The organism is Nitrospirota bacterium, assembly GCA_015233895.1.
Lineage (GTDB): Bacteria > Nitrospirota > Thermodesulfovibrionia > Thermodesulfovibrionales > Magnetobacteriaceae > Magnetomonas.
In genome coordinates this window covers 64,382-89,787 of sequence record JADFXG010000007.1, presented here as the reverse complement: position 1 = coordinate 89,787, position 25,406 = coordinate 64,382, and the positions used below count along the sequence as shown (strand labels likewise).

Here is a 25,406-nt window from a genome sequence, read left to right as displayed (position 1 = left end):
CCCCTTAGTTGTAATCTTTCAGAATGTCTGTTATTTTATCAGGGTCCACGGTGCCGTGAGTATCGTGATCCACTTCTATCACAGGGGCTGAGGCGCAAGCTCCCAGGCATCGAACCAATTCATATGAGAATTTTTTGTCATCTGTGACATTGTCCTCGTCAAAGTGAAGTTGATTGCAGAGTTTTTGAACTATTGAATCAGCTTTTTTAGCGTAACAGGCAGCCCCAATACATACGCGTATGTTGTGCCGTCCGCGTACTTTCATCGTGTAACACGGGTAAAATGACACGACCGAGTGTACCTCACTTACGGGAATGCGCAGCCCTTTAGCGATCAACCTCTGAATAGCCGGAGGCAGGTATCCTATAATCTCTTGAGTTTTACTAAGCACAGTTATCAGAGAGCCTGGCACTGTTTTGTATTGTTTAATAAGGGCATTGACAGCTTCTATCTTATGAGTTCCATCTGCGTCATCCTCTTCAGTGATTGCAAGCTGCGATTTCAGCTTTCTTGCCAGATTGGTTACCCTGTCAACTGTGTCGGCAAGGATGTTAGGCGAAAAAGGTTTTTGCAGATAATCCATAATACCGTATTCGAGGGTGTCCTTTATCGTTTCCTTTATGGAATAGCCGGTCATGGCTATTACGGTGGTATCAGGCTTTAATTCCTTTGTGCGCTTTATAAGCTCAAAGCCATCAATTCCCGGCATTATCATATCGGTAATCAGGAGGTCGTAGTTGTTGTCCCTGATTAAGTCCAGAGCTTCCCTTGGATTAATTGTACCACTTACATCATAACCCATAGGTTCCAGCACACCTTTACAACTTCTTATTATTATGTTGTCATCGTCAACTACCAGAATTTTACCTTTCATTATTATGCCTCCGGGATGCTTTCATCTTCTTCCACTAATGTCATTACCGCAGATTATATCTCCATAGGGATAACTCTGACAAGCCACAAGAGCCAGCCCTCAGACAAGTGGTCTTTTGCAAGCGAGGTTAGCACGTCGTTAGCTTTCAGATTGAACTCTCTTATCTCTCCGCTCATAGGCGACAACAGTTCCACAGTGTTACCGGAACTTGAGAGCAGCCTGATAAATGGTTCACCGCTTTTTACGGCATCCAAATCCTTTATAAAATCCACATACATCATCTCGCCTGTGACCATTTGATCTCTGAGATCACAGCCCATCTCCCACAGCCCATCTCCCACAGGCCGTGCCCACAGCCCCTCTTTATAATAGACATGTGGGTTTTCACCCCTAAGCGGCACCACGTACTCTTTAAACTCATTTATGAAAGACTGCCGTAGTACCCAGCCTCTTTTATCAAATATTTTCTTAGCTATGTTTACCATGAATTCCGGCGTAAATGGCTTCTCTATGTACTCAAAAGCGCCAAGCTTGATGGATTCACGGGCATCTTGCATGGTGGGATAGCCGGTAATCATAACAACATCGGTTTTTGGTTGAATTATCTTAGACTCTTTAAGCACGGTAATCCCATTTATGTCGGGCAGGCGAACATCTGAGACAAACAGGTCGAATTCGTCCTTGCCAAGCTGATTGAGTGCTTCTTTACCGGTGTTTGAAACCACGACGTCGTAGCCCTCTGCACCGAGAATCCTCTTACACGCCATTGTTATTACTAAATCGTCATCTAAAACGAGAACACGGCCTCTTTCCATGGCTTCAAACCTCCCTTTTATCTAAAAAATATGAATATCTTAAATTACTATTAAATGCGTGTATAGTCATCATCGTACGACTCCATCCTTGCGTTACCGGCAGCCATGACGACACTTACCAGTTCCTCCGGTAAAAATGGCTTCTTTAAAAACTCTAAGGCGCCAAGCGCCAGTGATTTTTGTCTTGCCTCCTGAGTGCCGTAACCAGTCATAACTATTGCCCTTAGAGACGGCCATCTGTGTTTTATTATTTCAAGGAACTCTAATCCGTCCACATCCGGCATCAATAAATCAGTTATCACAAGGGCGTAATGCTCCTTCTCCAGAAGCGTCACCGCCTCTTTTACTGATGATGCTACGCTAACGTTATATCCTTCAGCCTCTAACACTCTCTTACAACTTATACGCACGATAGCCTCATCATCAAGTACAAGTACCTTGCCTTTTATCATAAATCGTCTGATTCCCTTTTCTTACTGCTTTCAATATCACTATTATATAAACTTTGCGTGTTTTATGCCAATTATTTTTTTTTGAGAGGATTCTGGCATTACAGAGGAAATAACCAACATTCTATTCCACAACTTGAACATCACCACTATCTTTAATATATACTAAAACAATGGGAATTTTTAAGAGAGTAAAGTGTCCAAACTGCCGGGGGATAAGCGGTATAAATCTGCCATCTGGTGATGATGCCAATGATGGTAAATCTGGCAATACAATTACAATAACCTGTCCGTATTGCAGCAAAATTTTTGAGTATGAAATTGAGAGCAAGTTGCATTCAAAGATAGAACTAAATGCCATAGTAAAAAGAGGAGATTGCCACACCCCCTCCGGGGGTTCGCAATGACGGCTGGGGGTGCGCATGGGCGTCCTATCCGTCATTACGAGGAGCGAAGCGACGTGGTAATCTCCTCTTTAATATTATAATTTAGGTTGCTGCTTGGTATGAGAGCAAATGAAGCAATACGGAAGATATCAGCTCTCCTAAAAAGCGTTGGTATCAGCGCCTCTGAAAAAGAGGCGGAACTCATTGTCTGTTTCACCCTGAAAACTAATAAGACATCTCTCTACAGGGATAACCCGGAAATAACAGAAGATTTGTACCAGGACATAATAGCGCGCCGCTTAATGAGGGAGCCGCTTCAGTACATAACATCAGAAGTAGAGTTTTTGGATTTAACTTTAAAGGTTGGCCCCGGCGTCCTGATTCCCAGACCTGAGACCGAACTTGTCACCTCAGAGACCATCAGGCTACTGAAAGAGAATTTTACCGAACCGCTTACGATTTTAGATTTATGTACAGGCAGTGGTCCGATTGCGATAAGCCTTGCCAAAGCGTTTCCGAATTCACTTGTCTATGGCGTTGATATATCAGAAAAAGCGCTTACTTATGCACGTGAAAATGCGTTGATTAATTCAATTAGCAATGTGATTTTTCTTCATGGTAATCTTTTTGAGCCAACGGTAAATACAAAATTTAATGCTGTTATCTCAAACCCTCCATATATAAAAACCGGTGACATTAGCGGTCTTGACCCTGAGATCTGCTGCTACGAGCCGGTTGAGGCTCTTGACGGAGGTGCGGATGGGCTTAAGTATTACAGAAAAATCATTGAGCAGGCTAAAAACCATATGCGTTTGGAGAAATCTCTGATTGTCTTAGAGATTGGTTATGATGAGGCAGCAGACATCCAAAAAATTGCCGCAGATGCCGGATACAAAAATATCCAGTTTAAGAAAGATTATGCCGGCCTTGACAGGATGGTTATTATTCAGGAATAAGATGCCTAAATCAATTTTTGTTTACAAATACTATCGTATAATGTTAGTATTAATCAATGATAGTATCCTTTAAAAATGAGGATGCAAGGTTTATTTGGGAGGGAGTTTTTTCCAAAAAAATCAGACTTCCTTCCGATTTATATGTAATTGCAAGGAGAAAATTGAGAATGATTGCTGCCTCCACAAATATTGAGACCTTAGCGGTACCACCTGGAAACAAATTGGAGGCGCTTAGAGGAGACAGAGAAGGTCAGTGGAGCATAAGAATTAATGAGAAATGGCGGATTTGCTTCAGATGGCTTGACAATAATGCTTATGACGTAGAAATATTGGATTATCATTAAGATAGGAGGTAATTATGATGACTGTATTAAAAAATATTCATCCCGGAGAGATACTTAAAGAGGAGTTTCTTAAGCCTATGGGTGTGTCAGCATATAAACTTTGCAAAGAAACCGGATTAACTCAAACACGTTTGAGTCAAATCATAAAAGGTAAAAGAAATATAACAACCGAAACAGCTCTGAAGCTTGGTAAATATTTTAATGTTCCACCGGAGTTTTGGTTAAACCTACAAATCATGTATGATCTGGAGGAGGCTAAAAAGATATACTCTAAGGCTGTTGAGGCCATAATTCCATGTTCCGTTTAAACTACCTAACGCTGACAAAATGGTCAGAGAGTGCTCCACCTTGTCCTTCTTCCCTTTAGCTAACATAAGGTGAATTTACTTTTATATATTGAATTTTTTAATATATCTTTAAATATAGAGATATGAAATCACTACTGTATAATTTTAAATATGGAAATCATATTAGAGTCGTTTATATATTTTATTTATTAACAACACTCTTTTTGCTTATTGTAATTAATGGTGCGGATTGTGGGATTGTTGTAAAGAAAACGACCTATGCGCTTTTTATAGGTATTGATAATTATCGTTCTATACAAAAGCTTTTCGGAGCCGTTCATGATGCTACAGAAATGTCGAAGATATTAAGCAATAAATCAAATGGATTAGTAGAGCCAGATAATTATGTAATATTAAAAGATGATAACGCAACATATAATAATATAAAAAAAGTACTTACTGATTTTAAATCTAAAATGTCTGATAATGACGATTTAATTATCTATTGGTCTGGTCATGCACTTTATGACGAAAAAGAGCCTGAGCTATTTTTGATAACATACGATACATATATAAGTAATGATAACAAAACAGGATATAATACTCATAATTCTATTACACTTATGGATATGGTAGAGCTGTCTATAAATAAAGATGGTCATTTAATGTTTATTGGTGATGGATGTAATATAGGTGATTCTCTAATTAGTAAGTTAATGCTTAAATATCCTAATGTTTCTGTACTATCAGCATCTAAACAAGACGAAGCAACACCTGACGATCCAAAAGATAGTTTTACTCATTACCTAATACAGGCATTACAACTACCAGAGAACGATCTAGATGGGGATGGCTTTATTTCTATGGAAGAGGCGCATAATTATGTCTATCGTAAAATACTTAAAGACACAAAATTTAAGCAACATCCAACAGTTGCAGGAAAAAATATTCATCGTGCACATCTAATAAAAGCTCCACAAGATATATTTACTATTGATATTGATTTTGGTGAAAATTTTCAGGAAATATCTTCACTTGGTGGATATGATGAGATAAATGTAAATGGAAACACTTTAAAAAAGAAATCTATTGACAATGCAACAATTTCTTATTCTGTTAATTCAGAGAAACAAACACCAAAGGAAACAATATTCAAAAATGGCCTTAACCAAATACCCGGTTATGCAATGTCTTTATGGTACAAGGGTAAAAATAAAAAACTTGAAATTTTTGAGAATCCCTATAAGAATAGCTATGCACTAATAATTGCAGTTGATGACTATGAGAGAAGAAATGACACTCTCAAAAGAAAAGGAACTGGTTTTAAACAATTAGGTTTTATGGTGAGTAACGGAAAGAAATTAAAAAACACCTTAAAAGAGTTGGGTTTTCCAGATGGAAATATTATAACACTTTTTGAAGATAATGCTACCGTTGCCAATATAGAGAATATTTTAAAGAAATTTTACGTGGGTGGAGTTTATGAAAAAACAGATAGACTTTTTATCTATTTTGGTGGGCATGGAATTGATTTAGGGAAAATAGGTACTGCTAAGGAAAAAAGCGGCTATCTTGTAACTTATGATTACGACAAGTCTAAACCAGCATTAACCAGCCTTCGCATGAAAGATTTAACAGATAAGCATTTTGAATCTATTAAAGCCAAACATGTTTTGTTAACAATTGATTCGTGTATGGCTGGATTAGCTTTACCCAACAGATTAGAAGGTAATAAAAGCGAAGAAGAAGTACAAGAGTTTAAAAAATTTAAAGAGCTTGCAATTATTCGTAATGATACAATATCACCGTCAAGGAATGTATTGGTAGCGGGTACCAAAGATCAACTTGCCTTAGAGTTAAGTGGTGGAGTTTTTACAAAAGCTCTTATTAGTGGCTTAGAAGGAAAAGCAGATTTGAATGAAGATGGTATTATACAGTTTGATGAACTATCCATTTATGTAAGAAATGAAGTTGCTGGAGAAGCAGCAAAACACAATATAAATCAACAAGTAAATTATGCTACACTTGATGATTATGGTGGTGGTAAAGTATTATTCTTGCGAGGAAGTAGGAAATGATCAGTGACATTGCTTTAGGAGAATGAGTCGTGTTTTATTTAATTATAGGCCTACAGCTTTCTGTACTGATATGGCTAATTCAGAGAAAAAACATAAAAAAATATTTAAGAATCGGCTTCATTTTTTTAGTAATAATATCTATCGTTATTTTATTCAAAATTAATGCTGATACACAACCAAATACTTTGGGTAACAATGAATGGTACAACGCAAGCCCATACAAAGAAATAATCCTATTGGTATTTTTATTGTTTGGGATATTTACAAGATATTTAACTCAGCAGATAGAAAATCGTTCAAAAAAAATATCAAAACTTAGGATCAAGTATAAGGATAGTGAATTCGTTAAACCAAAAATAGAATTTGATTTTTATGAGTTTTCATATCCTTTTTTGTCGTCTGTTGTGACTATATTCTTAATGCTTGAACGAATTGGCACAAAAGATATAACTTTCTCACTCGTCATTATTTCTTTAGAGACTGGTTTTTGTTGTCAAACCCTAATTGGTAGAGCCAAAAAAGAATGATGTTCCGTATTATTATAGTAAATTGTATATTTCTTTGGTAATAATTATAATGTATATACTTGAATGGAACATGCTGCATAAATCTGCGATCGAACTACTAATTTTTAGCGAAAATCCATGTAGCAAAATCACAATAACATGTCCTTACTGTCATTATGAATAAGATACCGGAAAAACTGAAAACCGTTGCCGCTGCCCCCGGAGTCTATATGTTTAAGACTGCAAAGGAAAGCATCCTCTATGTCGGGAAGGCACGGATTCTGAGAAATCGCCTGCGCAGCTATTTTAATGCAAGTATCAAAAGTGATCTGAGAAAGTCTGCACTTGTCAGAGAGGCACATGATTTTACCTTTATCGTCACCGAATCCGAAGTGGAAGCGCTTGCCCTTGAAGCCAATCTAATTAAACAACACCGTCCTAAATATAACATAATCCTGAAAGACGATAAAAACTACCCGTACCTTAAAGTCACACTGACCGAGAATTGGCCTAAAATTGACGTGGTACGGCGAGTTCATAACGACGGGAATGTTTACACGGGGCCTTATGTATCCTCAAAGAGCATGAGAGAAATCCTCGATTTTATCAGGAAAAATTTCCCGCTGCGTACATGTAACTATCGCCTTGAGAGTATAACCCGCGCATGTATTGACTACCAGATGGGTTTTTGCAGCGCTCCCTGTGTGGGACTCATTAGTTATGACGATTACATGGAGCATGTTAAAGAAGTTATTGAATTTCTTAACGGTAAGCGCCAGTCATTACTTGATAAACTTACCGAAAAAATGGACAGATACTCGGATTCTTTGCAATATGAGGTTGCAGCTAAATACAGAGATAAAATAAAGGCTATAGCAACTGCATGGGAGATGCAAAAGGTGGTTGACGTCAACTTTGCCGATATGGACGTTCTCGGTCTTTATCATACAGGCTCTGAGGGTCTCATAAATGTGTTTTTTGTAAGAAACGGTTGTCTAACCGGCGTAAAAGACTTCTACATAAAAGACATTGGCGGAGTTTCGGTAAAAGAGCTGATTTCCACATTTATAGAGCAGTTTTATAACAAAGACATATACCCACCGGGAGAGATTGTGGTAAATGAAAAACCTGAGCACAGAGAGACACTTATGAAGTGGCTTAAAAAAAAGCGCGGCACAGTTGTCAAAATAACCGTTCCAAAAGACGATAAAAAAGAGAACCTGCTTAAAATGGCAAATGAAAACGCTGCAACTTCTTTTAAACTGCGACAAGGCAGCTCGGATTCGTTTATTCTGGATGAACTTAGCTACCGGCTTAAACTTAACAAAACTCCGGCCTCAATAGGCGCATTTGATATTTCCACCATATCGGGCAGCGAATCGGTTGGAGCTTTTATATATTGGCAAAACGGAGGATTTAAAAAAGAATTTTACAGGCATCTCAAAATACAAACTGTAACAGGCGTTGATGATTACTCGATGATGAGAGAAACCTTCGATCGTACTGCTAAAAATCTTGGCCAAAATATGCCGGAGCTTATAATAATTGACGGAGGACGCGGTCAGCTTGAGGTTGCTATTAATGCCCTGAAAGACCTAAGTGCCGGAGATATGCCGGATTTAGCTGCAATTACGGTTGTATCAATAGCAAAAAAGCCAGACCGTGTGTTTTTTCCGGATAAAAATCGAAAACCATTAAATTTAGAGGACGGACTGCCGTCATCATTATTTTTAAAACGGGTCAGAGATGAGGTGCACCGTTTTGCCATAACGTACCATAAAAAGCTCAGGGCAAAGCGGGTTATGGCATCGCCGCTTGAGAAAATTACCGGTATTTCAAAGAAGCGCAGGATGGCTTTACTTAAACACTTCGATGGTATTACCGCCATAAGAAACGCAACTGTTGATGAAATCTCACAAATAGACGGATTTAATAAAAAACTTGCCGAAATAGTTTTGAAGGGCTTACAAAAAGTCACCGAAATAGCTTAAAATACCTCAAGTGGCTTTAAACCATAGATTTAGAAAAATCTTTGAATATGTTATATCGGAGGAAACTTAGGTGAAATTAGTAGTGTCGGGCTCTGTTGCATTTGACAGGATTATGGATTTTCCGGGTAAGTTTTCAGATCACTTACTGCCGGATAAACTGCACAATATAAACGTGTGTTTTATGATAAACAACATTAGAGAGAACTTTGGCGGCACTGCTGGTAACATTGCTTACACACTGTCACTTTTGGGTGAAACCCCGATTGTAATTTCTCAGGCAGGCAAGGATTTTGATACTTATCATTATTGGCTTAAATCTAATAACATTCCCACAGATTACATAAAGATATACAGAGAAGAGTTGACGGCAGGCGCTTACATAACTACCGATTGCTCTGATAACCAGGTAACTTGCTTTAACCCAGGGGCCATGAAATTCCCATCCTCCTATAATTTTGACTCTCTTGACCCTGCCAATACTTTAGCAATAGTGTCTCCGGGAAATCTTGATGACATGATGAACTTTTGCAAAGTTTATAAACAAAAGGGTATCAGATATATATTTGACCCCGGTCAGTCACTTCCTGCATGGAGCGGCGAGAAACTGATAGAAATGATAACTGGCGCTTATATTTTTATAAGCAACGACTACGAATTAAACATGTTTATGGAAAAAACATCTAAAACACTCGCTGACTTACTAACGCTATGTAAAACCGTGATAACCACAAAGGGTGACGATGGCTCTTCAATTCACACTCTAAAGGACGGCAAAGTTCACACAGAGGAGATTCCTATAGTTCAAGCCGCTAAGGTGAATGACCCAACCGGTGCCGGAGATACCTATAGGGGCGGATTGCTTAAAGGACTGTCTTTAGACATCAACAATCTCAGAGCGGCTTGTGATATGGGAGCAACTGCAGCCTCATTTTGCGTTGAGGTGTTTGGACCACAGAATTATAGATTTACACAAGAAGAATTTAACAAGCGATGCAAGAAGTAGAAAAGCCAATGATTTTTAATGATATCAGGATGATAGTTTAGAAATGTTGAAGTTGTCCTTTAAATTTAACGGGCGCTCTTAGTACCTGTGGAGATTGTCACTCATTGGCGGTAATAATGCCCGGCAGGAGGGATTTTTTAGATATTGCGAAAAGGGGTAAAATCCCGCCGCTTTACTCAGAAATTCCTTACAAAAGGCCGGCTGGTTATTATGCAGCAGTTGCTGCCAAAAACTCATTCCTCTTAGAAAGTATAAAGGGAAACTTTAATATTGCCCGGTACTCATATGCTGGATTTGCCCCGTACTTAACTATAATATACAAGGATTCCTCTCTCTATGTTAAATCTGATGAGGGAGATGCAATATCTTACAAAAACCCGTTAAAGCGTCTGAGGGAACTCATTGAGGCTTATCCGCAGCACCATAACCCAGAGTTACCACCATTTCAGGGGGGGGCTTGCGGAATGCTTAGTTATGATTTTGTGCGATTCCTTGAAAAAATCCCAAAGACCACCCTCGATGACTTAAAAATTCCCGATGCCCACTTCTTTATGATTGACAGGCTCTTATCCTTTGACCATAAACAAAAGAAGGGCTGGTTTATTCTGTGCCCAGGGGTAAGGGAATACAAATTCGGCTTTAATGCGTTAGACATTGACCTTGGCACTCTCTATGATGAAGCCGTGGCAGAGATTGAGCTTTTCGTAAAGACAACTCTCATAGACATCCCGGATGCGCCTGAAATTTTGCCTTACAACGGGATTAAACCTGAAATCATAAACAATGCAGGGGACAAATCCCGTTACATGGAGATGGTAAGCCGTGCTCTTGAGTACATAAAAGCCGGAGATATTTTTCAGGCTAATCTTTCGCAGCGAATTTCAGCTAAAATCAACGATGCCGACCCGTGGCAGATTTATCTGAAACTCTCAGCTATAAATCCGTCCCCGTTTGCCTGTTACTTTGATTTTGATGACTATTCGATCGTTAGTTCATCTCCTGAGAGGCTGATACGAGTAAATCTCTCAGATGGAAAAAGTCCGGTAACGACAGACACAAGGCCGATAGCAGGCACTCGGCCAAGAGGCAGTGATTTTTCGGAGGACGAAAAACTTACGGCAGAACTTCTGCTTAATGAAAAAGAACGTGCCGAACACATTATGCTGATAGATTTAGAAAGGAACGACATCGGACGGGTTTGCAGCTACGGAACCGTACGCGTTGATGAGATGATGATAACCGAGGCATATTCTCACGTAATCCACATTGTATCAAATGTAACCGGAGAGCTTAAACCGGATAAGGACTGCTTTGACGTCATACGGGCGGTTTTCCCGGGTGGCACAATTACCGGAGTTCCAAAGGTGCGCTGCATGGAAATAATTGACGAACTGGAACCAGTGCTAAGAGGCCCATACACCGGTTCATGCGGCTATATTGGTTACAACAAAAACATGGATCTAAATATAATCATCAGGACATTTGTAATAAAAGACGGCTTTGCCCACCTTCAGGTAGGAGCCGGCATCGTGGCTGATTCCACACCGGAGAAAGAATATTTTGAGACTCTGAAAAAAGCCGAAGCTCTAATTTTGACACTTAAGTCAATATAGTAGGATTAGAATAGTAAGGGAGAGGCGCTGCCTCTCCCTTAAACCCTCTCCGCAAGGAGGCTAGCCTCCTTGCGGAGAGGGTTTTTGATAGCGATTGGGTAGTTTAATTCAATGTTTTTTCGTTATTCTTGTTGGTATAGAATTTTTTAACCGGCGGAACGCCGCTTAAAAAGTTTAAATGCGAGCTCTGCCCGCACAACATATGAGCAGATTAAAAGATTTACTTGGTTGTACACAGAAGAGACGCCTCTCGGTAATCAATGGTGACACACTTTATAAGAGTGGAGTTTAATTGTCAACTTAAATACTTTCTGCATTTTCAATCATTCAAAACGGTGTGGAGCAAACTGAAAGGTTATTCCAACACGAGTACATAGTTTTACATTATCAAGTCTCCTAAGTACGGTTCTGAAATCATCATACGTATATGACGCCATAATTTATCTCTGTCATCATCTTTAACTCCCAATCTGTATTACAGGAATAGATTGTTTTAACATAAGGTAAATGATGGGCTCTGTTTGGACTAACTGAATATAACTCTAAATCTTCTATATACTCATTCGCATAATCCTTCATAGCCTCAAAAATATCCTCGGCAGCTTCTTCTGGTGTATCCATCTCTGTAACCAGATCTAATTCAGGACAATATGCACAATACTTCTCCCCATCCAAGGCAATGAGTATGGTGAATCTCTTCTCTTGCATCATTATTTTTGGTACATTCATAAATCTCCCTCTTCGGTTATTGTATCAAAGTAAGCTTGCAACTGTAAATCCTAATTTTATACGCAACTTTAAATCTTTTTAATCTTCTCGTCTGTTGTGAGGGCAGAGCTCTCATTGAAACTTTTTAATTGGCGGAACGCCAGTTAAAAAAATTTCTACCAACACGCATACCAACAAAACATTGAATCAAACCACCCAATCGCTGCAAACAAACCGGGGGTTAAGGGGAATCATTCCCCTTACGGGTGGGTTTAAGGGAGGGTAGCGCCCTCCCTTATGTCCTTACCTTTTTTATCATTAACAAACAGAAGCACAACAAGGCCTGTGATGAAAAATGCGATGATAGACAATATAGCAGGCCGCTGATTGCCGGTAAGGTGTGAAATCCCGCCAAAGACAAGTGGGCCGAGCACCGCAGAGGTTTTACCGATAGTTGAATAGAATCCAAAATACTCTGATTCTCTGCCGTTAGGTATAAATTTTGTAAAAAATGTCCGAGAGGCAGATTGAACAGTTCCCAAACCGAAGCCTGCTGCTACGGCCACAACAAAAAACGAGAGCTTTGTTTTCACAAGGTATGACGCTATGGTTACAGCGCTCCAAAGGACAAGTGAGAGCAGCACTATTGTCTTAGGTCCTTTTACATCTATTGGTTTGGCCATTATCATGGCGCCAAGAAAGGCTGTTATTTGTACTGTGAGGAACAGATAGATTAATTCCTCGCTTTTAAATCCAAGTGTGGTTGAGGCAAAAATGCTTGAAAACACTATGACGGTGTTTGTGCCGTCTTGATAGATAAAATATGAGATAAGGAATTTCCGAAGTTGAGTGTTTTTCCATATTTCTTTCATGGTTTTTAGAAATCCTGTGAGTTTTTTACTTACAGTTTCACTGAGCGGGCTTAATTGAGTATCTTTGGGAAGGTAAATAAACAGAGGAAGAGAAAATAAAAAAAAGAATGTTGCAACAGAGACCCAGAGGGCATTGAAAGAGCTGTTTTTAGCCAAAGGCAGCGCTATAAGGAGAGAGCTAAATGAGCCGGCATAACCCATGGCAAATCCCCATGCCGATACTCTGCCATGGAACTCCTTTGGTGCAATCTCAGGCAGGTAGGAATTATAAAACATCATCCCGCCCTCAAATCCGGTATTTGCTACTACAATTAGTATAAATCCGGTAATTATCATCCCAGGTGACAACACAGTAAAAAAAACCACAGCACAGACGCAGCTTATGGTGTATATGAATAAAAAGCGTTTCCTGAGCCCTCCATAGTCTGCAATTCCACCTAACACTGGGGAGGTTAGGGCAACAAAAGCCATGCTGAGAGCCACTGCCCGTCCCCACCACAGATCGCCAACTCCAGCCTGATTACCCACTATCACCTGTGTGTAATACACCGGAAACACGACAGTCAGAATAACGGCAGAGTAACCGGAACCGGCAAAATCAAAAAGACACCATGGCAATATTTCTTTCTTTTTCATAGCCTTCAAAAGTAAAGAAAATGATAACATAAAGGAACGGACATGAAAAAGACTTTCGATTGGGTATTGTCTTAATCAAAGCAGATTGTGTATCATAGTTTAGTTTTCTGATTAGGGGCAAAATAACAAGACAAGGAGATAAAAATGGATGGTGGCACGGATAGCGGGAAAATAGTTGTAACGGTTGACCCCAAATTCAAAGACAGAATGCCTAAGTTTTTACAAAGCAGACAAAAAGACGCTAAGGAGATGGACGAGTGCGTAAAACAGGGCGATTATCCATCAATAAAAATGCAAGGAGCCATGATTAAGAAATCATCAGAAACCTTCGGACTTGAGGACCTTAAAAATTTGGGGCAGGCATTAGAGACAGCGGCAAATCTTAAAGATTCAGGGACAATAAAGGAATTGATTCAACAATACGCAGACTATGTAAGCAAACTTGAAATCCAGTGTTGACGGCACAATAACAGGAGATACTTAATTAAAATCAATATGTAATTTTACTTTGTGCACTTATGCGGGGTGTTATTTAACAAAAGCGTTGGACAGAGACAGTAACGGTTTTACCTTACTTGAAGTGCTTATTGCGCTGTGTATAGTAAGCGGGCTTTTGCTTACTGCCATTTCCTCTGTTAATTATAACCTTTCTGTATCGGAAAGACATGAAACAGTTACAACAGCAGCAATGCTTGCAAGAGAGAAAATTACTAAACTTCGGCAGTTAAATGTGGTTGAGGAAAAGGGTCAGTTTGAACCCCCTTACGAATCATATAGTTACCGACTCATTAGCCGTATGACAGCCCTTACCGGTGTTGCCATTATGGAGTTAACTGTCTATAATAAAAAAGAATCTGTCACTGTGCGGTATTTGTATAAGACCTCATGAGAGGATTTACGCTTATTGAGATTGTTGTTGCTGTGTTGCTTTCAACTGTTTTAATGGCTGCTCTTTATAAAACATTCTTTCTCTCTGAGACGGCACTTACTGAGTCTGACCGCTATATGACAGTTCTTCAGGAGGCCAGAGAGGTGTTTGAGGTAATGAGAAAAGAGATAGAATCATCATTTCTCAGCTCTAAGGATACATCCATCAGGTTTAAGGTGCTTGATAAGGATGAGATGGGGCGGCAGGCATCTGCCATTTATTTCAGTACGTTTGGCGGCATAGGCACAGGTGTTAAAGATGTTGCTTATTTTGTAAAAAGAGACGGAGAGAAATTTTCTTTAATGAAAACTATTTTACCTTCTACAGCAACTGGAAAAACTATTGAGTTTGAGGCTATTGCAAATATAAATACCTTTACCATCTCACTTAAAGACCAAAATACAGAGGTAAAGTCCTGGGACTCTAAACTTAACGACAAAATGCCGGACTCAGTTGTTGTTACGGTCGGGTTTATGATAAAAAACAAAACATTCACTTTAAAAGAAACTATTTACCCTAAAATTAAAACCAAGGTATAGATAATACTGTGAAATTAAATAAAAATCCGAAAGGGTCAGTGCTGATTATGACTCTTTTGATTACCGCACTGCTTGTTGCAATACTTGTGGAGTTTGCTTACGGAGTTTTCGTAAAAACTAACGTGTTGTATAATTTCAGAGACGGCCAAAATCTTTCTCTGATAGCACAGTCAGGAATTGAGCTTGCTAACGGATACATAAAAGACTACCTTGCCTCTAACCAATATACCGCTTATGCCTCATACGTTATTCCTGTGGCAAAAATAACTGATAACTCTAACGAGTCTCTTGTCGTCTCTATCTCAGATGAAAACTCAAAGTTCAACTTAAACACAATTATTAACGAAAACGGAAGTACAAACGACAAGGCATTGAGCACCTTTAAGCGGCTTCTCACCGCTCTTAAGTTAGATGAAAACATATCGCTTTACGTTACCAATTGGATTAACTCAACAGCAGGCAGCTCCTCTGCAGTGTTAACAAGCGCAACGACACACAACTATTTGTACTGTGTTGATGAGCTTTTAAGTATTCCTCAGATTTCACCTGACATTTATAAAAAACTCGCTCCGTACGTAACAGTAAACGGCGATGGATTAATTAACATTAACACTGCCTCTGAGGAGGTACTTATGGCGCTGGGCGAAAATATCAGTCAAACCACGGCTAAAAAAATAATAGAATACAGAGAAAAAACGTCTCCTTTTAAAACCACCACAAGCATTCAAAGTGTCTCCGCTATGGCTGATAAAAGCATAGGAATTATGGGGAAAATTACGGTAAAAAGCACCACGTTTTCTGTCACATCAGTAGCCGCATTAAGGGGTATCCAGAGGGAAATCCACTCTGTAACACAGTATAGCGGGACACCGGAGCAAGTAAAATACTGGAAGGAGTTTTAATGGAACTCTACGATTTTCAAAAGAAAGCTCTTGCTTTGAGAGTTATTGGCCATGAGGCTGAGCTCTACTTTTACAAAAAAGCACCTTCAGGATATGTCTTAAGCAGTACAGATAAGATTGATTTTAAAAATGCCGCACCAAAAAAAATATCAGACACCTTTTCATCTGCTAAAACTCTGGTTTCTCTTCCAATGGATTTTTTCCATTTTCGGCTGATAGAGCTGCCTTTTTCAGACAGAGACAAGGTGCTGCTTACTCTGCCCTACATCATGGATGCAATGGTTTTGGGTAGGTCTGATTCATACACGTATGACTACATAATTACCAGTAATAGTGAAGACGGGAGTAAAAAATTTAAAGCTGTTTGTATTTATGTGGAAAAAGAGCGGCTTAAGCAATTAATTAAAACCCTCAGAAATTTTAACATCTCTCCGCATGTGATAACCTGCGCGAGTATCAGCCATGTGCTACAAAATACCGATTTTCAAACTCCGGGCTCATTTACAGAACCCTCCGGAATTGACACAGAGACTATGGGAAAGCTCCTGTCAGAGCAGTTTAATCAGAAATATTCTCAGATTAACTTTTGCCGGGGAGAGTTTAAACTTTCAACCATATCAGAGTTATCTAAAAAACAGTTCAGCGCAGGGATTACATTTCTTTTGTTGTCAGCGCTTCTGATAACAGTTTACTCAGGCATCAAAATTCACTTGATAAATAAACGCATAAAAACAGTACAATCTCAGTTTGAAAGCACTTACAGGGAGATGTTTAAAAGTGAGACAAAAATTGTAGATCCGTATGCCCAGTTGCAGGGTAAGGTTAAACAGATGCGGGATACCCGGAAAATATACGACAGCCTTTCGCCTCTTGATGTGCTCTTATTGGTGTCGAAAAGCTCCTTTGGAAAAGTCACGCTTACTGAGACTGAGATGGAGGGTAGTGGGGTTACTTTAAGAGGTGAGGCTGAGAGCCTTTCTTTTCTGAACACCTTTACGGAGGCGTTAAAAGAAGGGTTTTCAGACGTTAAACTTGTTGAATCAAAGCCTGGTCTTGATTCAAAGGTAAAGTTTATGGTCTCAGTAAAAATAAGCTCTCAGAAGGAGTAACCCAAAAATGAGACTCCCACAACTGCCTGCTATAGCGCCCCTAAGTGAGTTATTAAAGATAAGGACTCTTCAGATGCTTTTAGCCGCTTTGATTTTAGCAGTTACTATGGTAATCACTCTTTCTGTATTGAACGCAAAGATAAAAAAACTTGCTCTGACAATGTCCAATTACACTGATTTCACAGCTTTAGTAAGGGAGTACAACAGCGGCGAAAAAAACCATGAGGACGAGTTTAAACAAGGCATCGGCACAACAAGCGTACTTAAACAAATAGAAGGTATGCTCAGTGAACTAAGCCTTAAGGACAGGCTTTTGTCAATTAAATCCTTAGGTGACAAGTCAGACCGGCAATATGTATTAGAGACAGCACAACTTAGACTAAAAGATTTATCGCTTAATGAAGTTGTAAACATTTTGTATGCTGTAAGAGAATACAAAATGGCAATACTCATAAAGTCTTTTAAGTTAAAAAAGGGGTTTAGCGATCAGGATAAATTTGAAGTATCCATGGAGTTGGCTTCTGTAAAGAATACCTCAGGGACATTTCAACCTCTTATCAATACAGAAAAATGAAAAAAATAGTTAAATACATCGCATTAATAATTGCCTCACTGCTCTTATTGCTAATACTCCTCTGGAACGTAGCCATTCCAGAGGAATTCCTTAAAGAGACGATTGAAAAATCAGTTCGCACGCCGTACAGTATGAAGTTAAAGGGTTTTAGTAAAAGTATAGTTATTCCTTTTAAGGTTAATATAGCGGAGGTAAAACTCTTTCAGAATACTACCGTTATGGCAGTGATAAGTAATGCTGTTATTAGCGTTAAACCTGAGGAGGTCTTAAGTGGAAATCTGTTTTGTACTTTTACTGGTACAATCTCTAACGGCACCATAAATTTAACATATACCGCACCCATTCTAAAATTTTCAGAAAAAACCCTTACAGCAACATTAGACTCTGTGCAACTATCAGGCCTTGGTTTAATAAAGAAAGTTGGGATTAAAGGCAGCGGATTAGTTTCAGGCAATTTCACTCTCAATGCCAGCAATAAGGGTGAGGGCGTTTTCGAGGTAAAAAAATGCCGTTTTGAGGACTTTCATGGAGGCGGACTATACATTCCTGCTAAATATATTACCGGTATAACGGGTAAGTTAAGTACCGATGCTGAGAATGTTAACATAGAGAGTATCTATCTGACAGCAGAGAACATAAGCTGCCGGATTTCAGGGAAAATTTCAAACGGCTCTCTTGATGTTGCAATCCAAATAATGCCTGATGCTGACTTCAAAGATAAAACTATACTGTTTTTGCTCAAACAGTACGAGGTTTCACAGGGAGTTTATGTGGTAAGAGTAGTGCGTAAACTTTCCGTTTTAAAATTACCGTTTTAACTGCTTGACAAGCCTGAGAAATTGTCATACAATACTTTTGCTGTGACAACAGCAGGATTGGATAAGTGTCAAAGTACAATGAGGAAATAAAAGCCGGTATTATAATTGTTACGGGACTTGTAGTGATAGCCCTTTTTGTAATTTTAATAGGAGGCAGCAAGTTCTACGATAAGTATGACGTCTATTACGTTAAGCTTATGGATACTGCCGGCATTAACGAGGGCTCTGCTGTGAGGCTTGGAGGGTTGAAAGTCGGACGTATCAAGGAAATGACAGCCCCGGTGAAACCAAATGAGCCTGTAACAGTTGTTCTTGGGATTAATAAGGGTACATCGATATTTAACGGTACAAAAGCTAAAATATCGCAGATAGGATTTGTAGGGGAGATTTACCTTGATCTTTCAATTGATAATACAACAAAAGGGAAAATTCCGCCAGGCTCTGTATTGCCCTCAGGCAAAGTGGCAGCGTTGTCTGATTTAATAGTCAAACTGGACACTGCCGCAGTTTCACTCGATTCACTTATACAAGACATGGATTTGTTTTTTGGCGAAAAAAACAGACAGCATATAGAAGATTTACTTGTAAATTCAAGCAATGTAGCCATTGAACTAAATACAAAATTTTCAGACTTTTCGTTAAGTCTTACTCAGTCCACAAAGGAAATGCACAGTGTACTGAAGAATATGAATGAAATATTAGTAACTAATAAAGATGGGATTACTGAGACTCTTAAGGTGTTTAATGAAGACCTTAAGGGGATAGGCGTAATGGTAAACTCTATGGATAAAACCGCTCAGTCCATATTGAAGACATCAGATTCATTTAATTCTGCCATATCGGATCAATCTGAAAACTTAACAGCTCTCCTTGATTCTATAAAAAACACTATGGATGACCTACAGGGGACATTACAAGAGATAAAGACAAAGCCGTGGGTTCTAACACATAGCCAGGAGGGTAGGGGGAGAGAAAAATGAACAGACTATTTGCTGCAGTATTGCTTGTGATGGTGTTTTCGTGCTCTGTAGAGGAAAACAGGATTTACAGTTTGAACATTTCCTCATATGAAAACGCAACAAGTCCGGGTGTCACGGATGTATCCCTCGGTATTTTGGTTACGGCCCCTAAGTACTTGTCACAGCCATACTTATCCCACAGAAGTTCCCCGTATGAGCTTACAACTGAATTATACTCTAAGTGGGAGGCTCCTCCGGTAAAAATGATTTCCGAGAGTTTCAGGAATGCACTGTATGATTTAACATTTTTTAAAGATGTCAGGATTTTGACAATTCAGAGGCGTGACTATTACTGTCTGAAAATAAATCTGAGAAGATTTGAACGCTTTGATGACACGACTCCCTCACTGGGAGTTATCGAATTTGACTATGACCTTCTTACTCCCGATGACAGCAACATATTACACGGAGTCTTCACCAAAAAAAGCCCGCTTTCCGATCAATCGTTCACTAAACTTGCTGAAAGTCTGAGCATTGCCATGAAAGAAGCCCTAATACAAATAGTACCTAAGGTTCAAGCGGAAATTCTAAGCAGACAAAAACGCTAATACTCATTCGTTCCCAATCTTTTCCGGTTAAACGTACCCTTTTTGACAAAAGGAAATTGTTTGACACCCCGCCGCCCAATCTGGTATTCTGTAAAACATATGCGCAAACATGATATGTAACATTGTGAGTAACGCGCTTATCTTTGGATAAGGGGATAGAGAATTGATGAACCGGCTTTGCCTCATTAGTTTAATTCTGTGTACAGCTCTTTTTCTGTTCTTTCCCATGGAGGCGTTTAGCGCGGAGGAAATAGTCGTAGGCATGTCCGCGGCCTTTAAGGGGCCGTCCAGCGGTCTGGGGATTGAGCTGTACAAGGGATCCAGGGCGTACTTCGACTACGTCAACGATAAGGGCGGCGTAAACGGCCGCAAGATAAGAATCGTTGCCTATGACGATGGATATAATCCCGCCCCGGCCATTAAAAACACTATCCAGTTTATCGAGGGCGATAAGGTTTTTGCGCTCATAGACTACGTTGGTACTCCGACAGTGACGAGGGTGCTGCCGCTACTGAAGAAATACAGCTCGGAGCACGTGTACCTTTTCTTCCCGTTTACCGGCGCACAACCTCATCGTGAGCCGCCTTATGACGAGTTTGTTTTCAACCTCCGGGCATCGTACCAGCAGGAACTCAAAGGCTTGGTGGACAACTTCGTGCGTATAGGCAGAAAACGCATTGCCGTTTTCTACCAAGCCGACGCCTACGGCAGGAGCGGCTGGGATGGCTTAAAGAGGGCACTTGAGCGATACGGCCTGGATATCGTCGAGGAGGCGACCTATAGCCGCGGTGCAATGTTTGATCAGAGAATGAACGAGCATGTCGGCATATTAAGGGCTGCGTCGCCGGACGCAATAATTTCGATAGGTTCTTACGCCGCATGTGCGGCCTTTATACGGGACGCAAGAGATGCCGGCTTTGACGTTCCAATCGCCAACGTCTCGTTTGTCGGCAGCGAAAACCTCCTGAAACTCCTGACACAGATATCAGAGAAAAGCGGTCGCAATTATACGGTAAATCTGATAAACTCGCAGGTCGTACCTAACTATAACGACTCCTCACTGCCCGCCGTCCTGCTATACAGGCAGCTGATGGATAACAGTCGGGTGTCGCCCGGTGTTACGGACCAGGACGCCTCTTACGTACCGCTTAAGTACAGCTTCACAAGCCTGGAGGGGTTCTTAAACGCCCGACTCCTTGTCGAGATACTGAAAAGGATGGACAACCCCGGCGACAGAGGGCAGGTAAAGAAGGCCGTGGAGTCAATCAGGAATCTCGACATCGGTATTGATGAGAGCGTTACCTTTGGTTTGGGCGTTCATCAGGGCCTGAATAAAATATACTACACCACCGTCAGAGATAACCGTTTTGTCACAATCAAAGACTGGCAGGTGTGGCGCAAATGAAACAGTCGAGTCTGGTTAGAAAGACACTCGTTTCCGTCATAACGCTCTTTGCGGTCATAACCGTTACCACGTCCCTGTTTTCGATTCGGACTATCAGCGACTACCTGACCGACGAGTACGTGAGCAAGGGCAAGGCTATAGCGGAGGGCATCGCAAACTCCACCGCGGAAATAATCCTCAACAGGGATGCCTCGACAGTTCAGGCCTTAATTGATCAGTACAGCGCGACAGAGGGTGTGGCCTACGTATATGTTACCGACGAAAACGGCGCCATGCTCTCCCATACCTTTGTGCCCCGCGTGCCGGCAGACCTGGGCGACAGGAAGGGCGACCGCGAGTCAACCGCCATAAGGTACCAGAAGATGAAAAAATACGGCGACATCATAGACGTGTCGGCACCGATACTTTTCGGCGTTGCCGGATACACACACATCGGAATGAGCAGAGATGTCATAAAAGGACACGTTTTTTTGGCCATTCGCAAGAGCATTGTCTTCATGTCCCTGATCTTCGTCTTTAGCACCGCTGCGATACTTATCATGGCAAAGAGAATATCACGGCCTCTGAAAATCCTCACTAGGTACGCAAGGGAGGTAGCAGCCGACAATATATACGTCCCTGAAGACATTCGCAAGGAGGTCATGGATATCTCCAGTGGGGCTGGAAATATTGGGGAGGAGATCCGCGTACTTGCTGAAGCCCTGAGTTCCATGACGCAGAGGCTCACGGAGAACATAAAGGATCTTGACAAAAAGGTGTGGGAACGAACCTCGGAGCTTGAAGACACCCTGGTCAAGCTTAAAGCGCTTGATGAGATGAAGTCATCCTTCCTTTCCACCGTATCCCATGAACTGCGTACCCCGCTTACATCTGTCCTCGGCTTTGCCGACATCATCAGAAAACAGTTAGACCAGGACCTCCTGCCGCTTATCACGGTCACGGACAAAAAAACGGAGAGATCCATAAAACGCGTCAGAGAGCACATAGATATCATCACGACCGAAAGCCGGAGGCTAACTACCCTCATAAACGACGTCCTTGACATCTCTAAAATGGAGGCCGGTAAGGTCGAGTGGAGGACCGAGCCGCTGAACTTCCAGGAGATAATAACGAGGGCGGTCAGCGCAACCTCCGTGCTTTTTAAAAACAAGGGGGTAGAGGTTGTCTGCGACGTACAAACCGACCTGCCGGTGGCTGTCGGCGACAGGGACAGGTTTATCCAGGTGTTGATAAACCTGCTTTCAAACGCCGCCAAGTTCTCGGATAAAGGCACGGTGACGTGCTCGGCACAGCGGCAGGGCGACGATATCGTGGTCGGAGTACAAGACGAGGGGCTGGGCATCGCCAGGGAGGACTGCGGCAAGGTGTTCGATAAATTCAAGCAGGTGGGCGATACGCTTACGGACAGGCCCGCGGGTACAGGGCTTGGCTTGTCCATCTGCAAGCAGATAGTCGAGCATCACGGGGGGTACATATCGGTGGACAGCGTCCCCGGCAAGGGAAGCAGGTTTTCCTTTACGGTGCCCACAGACGGACCGAAGCCAAAAACCATGGACATGGAATTACTCGTCAGGCACCTCGATGAATATGAAGTGCGTGGGGAGGCCGCCCCCGACGCAAGGTGCAAAAATATCCTCGTTGTGGACGACCAGGCTCACATACGAAGTCTCCTGAAATATGAGCTCGAGGCTGCGGGATATAACGTCCGCGAGGCTGCCGATGGCATCGAGGCCGTAAACGACGCAAGAGAAAACAGACCGGACCTCATAATACTGGATATAATGATGCCCGTTATGAACGGCATAGACGCAGCCGCCGTGCTGAAAAGCAACCCCGCAACCGGGGATATTCCGATTATCGTGCTTTCCATTCTCGAAGACGAAAACAAGGGATATCGGGTCGGGGTCGACAGATATCTCAAAAAACCCATAAACGTTCCAGCGCTTCTTTCGGAGGTGCAGTCGCTCCTGCTCCGTAATAAGTCCAGCAAGAAGGTGCTAATCATAGACGAAAACGAATCTGCTATAAAAAGCCTCTCCAGGATGCTCGAGGCAAGGGGTTATACTGTCATCGGGGCGCATGACATGAGCGAGTGCCTGGGCTTGGCATTGTCCGTGCGTCCCAACCTGATCATCATCGATATTTCGACCTCGAACAAGAACGATCTGCTAAAGTCCATAAAACTTGAAAAATCGCTCGAAACGGTCACCTGCATATTGGTCGGAGGGGAAACTGGTGTCAATAGTTAAGCTTTCGAGGCTTCTCAAAAATAAAAACCTTTCGGCCGTAATCGAAGCGGTATCCAAAACGATCGAGTCACCGGTTTGCATCCTCGACACCAACAAGACGGTGCTCCTCGGGACAATACCGGAGGGGCCGTACATGGAACACCCCGTGGAGGCCTCCGGCGAGACATCGGGCTGGGTCCTCGGACAGGCAGGAGCCAGTGCCCTCGCTCAGGTCATATCGTATGCACTGGAGAGGGAAATCGAAAAGAAATCCCTGACGGACGAAACCCTCGAAAGATACCGCGAATTGTCTTTCCTGTTTGCCTTAGGCGAGAAGGTAGCCCTGTGCTTTGACGTAAGGGAGGTTGCACAGCTCTGTATAGATGAAACGTTAAATATCTTCGGTGCCCCCGAAATGTTCGTCATGCTGGCCGACGACAAGACCTTGCAGATGAAGGTCGTAGCCGCAACCGGAGCCGTCGACTCCCGCCAACTGCCAGGCATATTCGCCCCATGGATATCCGAAAACACCCTTTCGGCAGGCCGGGCTGAGGTGGTAAACGATGTTGCAGGACACGATATAGTACACTCCTTCGTCTATGCCCCGCTGAAGGTAAAAAACAAGATAAACGGCGTCATATTTATCTACAGCACAAAGCCTCGGACGTTTACCTCCGGAGACGTAAAACTCCTCAACACCATCGCCTCTCAGGTTGCCGTCGCAACGGAAAGCGCCAGACTCTTCGAGAAACTACATGAGACGTTTTTTACCACCGTACATGCGCTTGCCGAGACGATTGAAAAAAGAGACCCCTATACTGGAAATCATACCAAACGGGTCATGGAATACAGTCTCGCCATAGGCAATCATATGGGGCTAGACAATAATCAGATGAAGTGGCTTAAGCTCTCCGCCGTACTACACGATATCGGCAAGATCGGTGTCAGGGATAACGTGCTTCTCAAGGAGGGCAGACTTACCGACGAGGAGTTCAAATTAATGCAAAAACATAACATATACGGTACCGAGATATTAAAGCATGTAGAACATCTTCGGGATGTTCTATCCGGCGTAAGGCATCACCACGAAAGATTCGACGGTAAGGGCTACCCGGATGGGATCGGTGGCGAGACCATAGACATACAGGCCAGGATAATAAGTGTCGCCGACGCCTTCGACGCGATGACGACAAACAGACCGTACAGGAAAGGACTAAGCCTGGAGACGGCGTTTGACGAGTTGAAAAAACACTCCGGCACCCAGTTCGACCCAGCGGTGGTCGATGCCTTCATCGCGTCTTATAACGGTTTGACATCAGGCAATGAGGGAGGAATAAATGCCGAAAATATTGATAGTTGACGACGAGCCGTACGTACGGCTTCTTATCGAGCGCACGCTCGAAAAACTGGAAGACTACGGGGTGGAGATCGAGGTAACAGATAACGGTGCAACCGCCCTTGAGATGATCAGGAAATCCCCGCCGAACCTGGTATTCCTCGATGTCATGATGCCCAGGATGAACGGATTTGACGTCTGCAAAGCCGTGAAGAACGATTATGGCATGAAGGATGTCTACATCATACTTCTGACAGCTAAAGGACAGGAGGTGGATAGAAAGAAAGGGCTTGAGTTCGGAGCCGACATGTACATGACAAAGCCTTTTAGTCCCGACGAACTTGTGGCCAAGGCCATAGAGGTTCTCAAGATAACGCTATAGTGCCGCTTTCCGTTCTGAGAGTGTTAGCATAACCGTAACGACATAACTTACAGTGCGCTATAAGAAGCAGACTGGTTGTTCTCAGGGCATACCAGTGGAG

At 41.8% G+C, this 25,406-nt stretch carries 27 protein-coding genes; 22 read left to right on the top strand and 5 right to left on the bottom strand.

Translation table 11 applies throughout. The annotated features are described in order from the left end of the window. Positions 1–4: 4 nt before the first annotated feature. Genes HQK88_07210 through HQK88_07200 form a run of 3 tightly spaced genes read right to left on the bottom strand, consistent with a single transcriptional unit; the run spans position 5 to position 2,141 of the window. A complete protein-coding gene (locus tag HQK88_07210; protein ID MBF0616590.1) occupies positions 5–874 on the bottom strand; it encodes an NAD(P)H-dependent oxidoreductase subunit E in 870 nt (289 codons plus the stop codon). 53 nt (positions 875–927) lie between these two features. Next, a complete protein-coding gene (locus HQK88_07205) occupies positions 928–1,689 on the bottom strand; it encodes a response regulator (protein ID MBF0616589.1) in 762 nt (253 codons plus the stop codon). 50 nt (positions 1,690–1,739) lie between these two features. Next, positions 1,740–2,141, bottom strand: a complete 402-nt coding sequence (locus HQK88_07200) for a response regulator (protein MBF0616588.1) — start codon at positions 2,139–2,141, stop codon at positions 1,740–1,742. 170 nt (positions 2,142–2,311) lie between these two features. Between HQK88_07200 and HQK88_07195 the strand changes: the two genes are divergently transcribed. The 9 genes from HQK88_07195 to HQK88_07155 all read left to right on the top strand — a co-directional run bounded on the left by HQK88_07195 (position 2,312) and on the right by HQK88_07155 (position 11,302). Next, complete coding sequence (locus tag HQK88_07195) at positions 2,312–2,545, top strand: hypothetical protein (GenBank protein MBF0616587.1); 234 nt, start codon at positions 2,312–2,314, stop codon at positions 2,543–2,545. A 98-nt stretch (positions 2,546–2,643) separates the two neighbouring features. Continuing rightward, complete coding sequence (prmC, locus tag HQK88_07190; protein ID MBF0616586.1) at positions 2,644–3,480, top strand: peptide chain release factor N(5)-glutamine methyltransferase; 837 nt, start codon at positions 2,644–2,646, stop codon at positions 3,478–3,480. Positions 3,481–3,536: 56 nt separating this feature from the next. Continuing rightward, on the top strand, positions 3,537–3,824 hold the full coding sequence (locus tag HQK88_07185; protein MBF0616585.1) for a type II toxin-antitoxin system RelE/ParE family toxin: 288 nt from the start codon (positions 3,537–3,539) through the stop codon (positions 3,822–3,824). A gap of 17 nt (positions 3,825–3,841) precedes the next feature. After that, positions 3,842–4,132, top strand: a complete 291-nt coding sequence (locus HQK88_07180; protein MBF0616584.1) for a HigA family addiction module antidote protein — start codon at positions 3,842–3,844, stop codon at positions 4,130–4,132. A 122-nt stretch (positions 4,133–4,254) separates the two neighbouring features. Continuing rightward, on the top strand, positions 4,255–6,189 hold the full coding sequence (locus HQK88_07175; GenBank protein ID MBF0616583.1) for a caspase family protein: 1,935 nt from the start codon (positions 4,255–4,257) through the stop codon (positions 6,187–6,189). Between the two features lie 29 nt (positions 6,190–6,218). Beyond that, the gene (locus HQK88_07170; protein ID MBF0616582.1) at positions 6,219–6,716 is read left to right on the top strand and encodes a hypothetical protein; all 498 of its coding nucleotides are present in this window, start codon (positions 6,219–6,221) and stop codon (positions 6,714–6,716) included. A gap of 155 nt (positions 6,717–6,871) precedes the next feature. Beyond that, the gene (uvrC, locus tag HQK88_07165) at positions 6,872–8,686 is read left to right on the top strand and encodes an excinuclease ABC subunit UvrC (protein ID MBF0616581.1); all 1,815 of its coding nucleotides are present in this window, start codon (positions 6,872–6,874) and stop codon (positions 8,684–8,686) included. Between the two features lie 70 nt (positions 8,687–8,756). Further along, the gene (locus HQK88_07160; GenBank protein MBF0616580.1) at positions 8,757–9,689 is read left to right on the top strand and encodes a carbohydrate kinase family protein; all 933 of its coding nucleotides are present in this window, start codon (positions 8,757–8,759) and stop codon (positions 9,687–9,689) included. A gap of 104 nt (positions 9,690–9,793) precedes the next feature. Then, positions 9,794–11,302, top strand: a complete 1,509-nt coding sequence (locus HQK88_07155) for a chorismate-binding protein (protein ID MBF0616579.1) — start codon at positions 9,794–9,796, stop codon at positions 11,300–11,302. 417 nt (positions 11,303–11,719) lie between these two features. On the opposite strand, the gene HQK88_07150 is transcribed toward HQK88_07155, so the two are convergent. Next, the gene (locus HQK88_07150; protein ID MBF0616578.1) at positions 11,720–12,031 is read right to left on the bottom strand and encodes a hypothetical protein; all 312 of its coding nucleotides are present in this window, start codon (positions 12,029–12,031) and stop codon (positions 11,720–11,722) included. 251 nt (positions 12,032–12,282) lie between these two features. Then, positions 12,283–13,518 carry an MFS transporter gene (locus HQK88_07145; GenBank protein ID MBF0616577.1) on the bottom strand — a complete coding sequence of 412 codons (1,236 nt, stop codon included), beginning with the start codon at positions 13,516–13,518 and terminating at the stop codon, positions 12,283–12,285. Positions 13,519–13,662: 144 nt separating this feature from the next. Between HQK88_07145 and HQK88_07140 the strand changes: the two genes are divergently transcribed. The 13 genes from HQK88_07140 (at position 13,663) to HQK88_07080 (ending at position 25,306) form a co-directional block, all read left to right on the top strand. Further along, on the top strand, positions 13,663–13,977 hold the full coding sequence (locus tag HQK88_07140) for a hypothetical protein (protein ID MBF0616576.1): 315 nt from the start codon (positions 13,663–13,665) through the stop codon (positions 13,975–13,977). Between the two features lie 85 nt (positions 13,978–14,062). Beyond that, a complete protein-coding gene (locus HQK88_07135; protein ID MBF0616575.1) occupies positions 14,063–14,407 on the top strand; it encodes a prepilin-type N-terminal cleavage/methylation domain-containing protein in 345 nt (114 codons plus the stop codon). Continuing rightward, entirely contained in the window at positions 14,404–14,985 is a 582-nt protein-coding gene (locus HQK88_07130) for a type II secretion system protein (GenBank protein MBF0616574.1), read from the top strand. Before HQK88_07135 ends, HQK88_07130 begins: the two co-directional genes overlap by 4 nt. Before the next feature lie 8 nt (positions 14,986–14,993). Beyond that, positions 14,994–15,887 carry a type II secretion system minor pseudopilin GspK gene (gene gspK, locus HQK88_07125; GenBank protein MBF0616573.1) on the top strand — a complete coding sequence of 298 codons (894 nt, stop codon included), beginning with the start codon at positions 14,994–14,996 and terminating at the stop codon, positions 15,885–15,887. After that, complete coding sequence (locus HQK88_07120; GenBank protein ID MBF0616572.1) at positions 15,887–16,996, top strand: hypothetical protein; 1,110 nt, start codon at positions 15,887–15,889, stop codon at positions 16,994–16,996. The genes gspK and HQK88_07120 overlap by 1 nt, the downstream gene beginning before the upstream one ends. 7 nt (positions 16,997–17,003) lie before the next feature. After that, a complete protein-coding gene (locus HQK88_07115) occupies positions 17,004–17,570 on the top strand; it encodes a hypothetical protein (protein MBF0616571.1) in 567 nt (188 codons plus the stop codon). Continuing rightward, positions 17,567–18,388 (top strand): hypothetical protein, encoded by an 822-nt coding sequence (locus HQK88_07110; protein ID MBF0616570.1) that lies wholly within the window; start codon positions 17,567–17,569, stop codon positions 18,386–18,388. Before HQK88_07115 ends, HQK88_07110 begins: the two co-directional genes overlap by 4 nt. A 65-nt stretch (positions 18,389–18,453) precedes the next feature. Beyond that, positions 18,454–19,368 (top strand): MCE family protein, encoded by a 915-nt coding sequence (locus HQK88_07105; protein ID MBF0616569.1) that lies wholly within the window; start codon positions 18,454–18,456, stop codon positions 19,366–19,368. After that, a complete protein-coding gene (locus HQK88_07100) occupies positions 19,365–19,955 on the top strand; it encodes a membrane integrity-associated transporter subunit PqiC (GenBank protein ID MBF0616568.1) in 591 nt (196 codons plus the stop codon). Before HQK88_07105 ends, HQK88_07100 begins: the two co-directional genes overlap by 4 nt. A gap of 166 nt (positions 19,956–20,121) precedes the next feature. Continuing rightward, on the top strand, positions 20,122–21,360 hold the full coding sequence (locus HQK88_07095; protein MBF0616567.1) for an ABC transporter substrate-binding protein: 1,239 nt from the start codon (positions 20,122–20,124) through the stop codon (positions 21,358–21,360). After that, entirely contained in the window at positions 21,357–23,609 is a 2,253-nt protein-coding gene (locus HQK88_07090) for a response regulator (GenBank protein MBF0616566.1), read from the top strand. The genes HQK88_07095 and HQK88_07090 overlap by 4 nt, the downstream gene beginning before the upstream one ends. Next, on the top strand, positions 23,596–24,948 hold the full coding sequence (locus tag HQK88_07085) for an HD domain-containing protein (protein MBF0616565.1): 1,353 nt from the start codon (positions 23,596–23,598) through the stop codon (positions 24,946–24,948). Before HQK88_07090 ends, HQK88_07085 begins: the two co-directional genes overlap by 14 nt. After that, positions 24,926–25,306 (top strand): response regulator, encoded by a 381-nt coding sequence (locus HQK88_07080; GenBank protein MBF0616564.1) that lies wholly within the window; start codon positions 24,926–24,928, stop codon positions 25,304–25,306. The genes HQK88_07085 and HQK88_07080 overlap by 23 nt, the downstream gene beginning before the upstream one ends. Positions 25,307–25,406 lie beyond the last annotated feature (100 nt).